At 60.6% G+C, this 1,110-nt stretch carries 2 protein-coding genes; both read right to left on the bottom strand.

Translation table 11 applies throughout. The features are described from left to right. The coding region (locus AC1DWI_RS24050; protein WP_477726026.1) for a hypothetical protein at positions 1-916 on the bottom strand (916 nt) is incomplete at its 3' end. Beyond that, a partial coding sequence (locus AC1DWI_RS24055) for a hypothetical protein (protein WP_477726027.1) occupies positions 913-1,110 on the bottom strand: 198 nt, incomplete at its 5' end. The genes AC1DWI_RS24055 and AC1DWI_RS24050, both read right to left, overlap by 4 nt.

A 1,110-nucleotide genomic window follows, 5' to 3' on the forward strand; every position in this document is an offset into this window, starting at 1 on the left:
GTCCATAGGCGGCCCCTGCCTCAACATACGCAATACTGCTGGCGGTAGCCGCAGAAGCCAGCCTCTGCAGGGCCGCCCCGCCAGCCGTCAACGCCAGTCCATAGGCGGCCCCTGCCTCAACATACGCAATACTGCTGGCGGTAGCCGCAGAAGCCAGCCTCTGCAGGGCCGCCCCGCCAGCCGTCAACGCCACATCCAGCGGGCAGTCCGGAAGGTTGCTTTCAGCAAAAATAGCCAGCAGCGCCTGGCTGCGAAAGAAGTCGTAGAGATTGGGAAAAGCCTGGTATGACGCCGCAGTGGCTGGCATATCGAACGGCCGGAGAAAGGCTCCGGCCACGGCCCAATGCACTTCATAAACGCCAGCCTCAACAACGCCCAGGTTTTCGCGGAAGAAAACTACAAAACGCAAACCAGCCAGGCCCTCTGCCTGCGGCCCTACGGCCAGCAGGCTGGCCAATGCCTCAAAAGACAGCACCCCGGCAGGGCCGGCCTCTGCAACGCCCGAATAGCGAGGCACCGTCAGTTCAATATCTCCGCCCTGCAGCAAGGACACCTCGAACCCGCCCTGGACCGCTTTTTGGTAGGGCCGCTGCATCCGCCTTTCCTGAAGCAGCCTATCCGCCACAAACCGATGGTCCACCAGCACGCCCGCCTCCAGCATGGCGTCCATAAAGCCGCCAAATCGCGAGGCTGGCCATTTGGCTTCGGCCATGCTTGCCAGTTCTGCCCGTGTTTTGCTGCCGTCGCACCAATGAAAAAGCGCCCGCAAGAATTTTGCAGGCGCCTTGATGGTCAGCTCTTCATCTTTGGCCCGTAGCGTTAAAACACCGCCCTGAATCAAGGCGGCGCCTGCCAGCACGGGCGTGATTCCGGCGTCGAACTGAGTTTGTTCCTGGTGATTTACCTTTTCGCTCACGCGGCAATGGTACTCACCTGGTCAACAAAGCTGGCCGCAGCCGCATCAATGGTCAAGGCTTGCCACGGCGTACCCARTTGCACGGGACCTTGCTGGCAAGGGCTGAAGGCCAGGAAGCCTTCTACAAACAAACCGCAGCCCTGCTCAGTGATGATGTTGTACAACCGGGTTTCCGGCGGCATGTGGTGAAACAC

Source organism: Polaromonas sp. P3_C2, assembly GCF_056402675.1.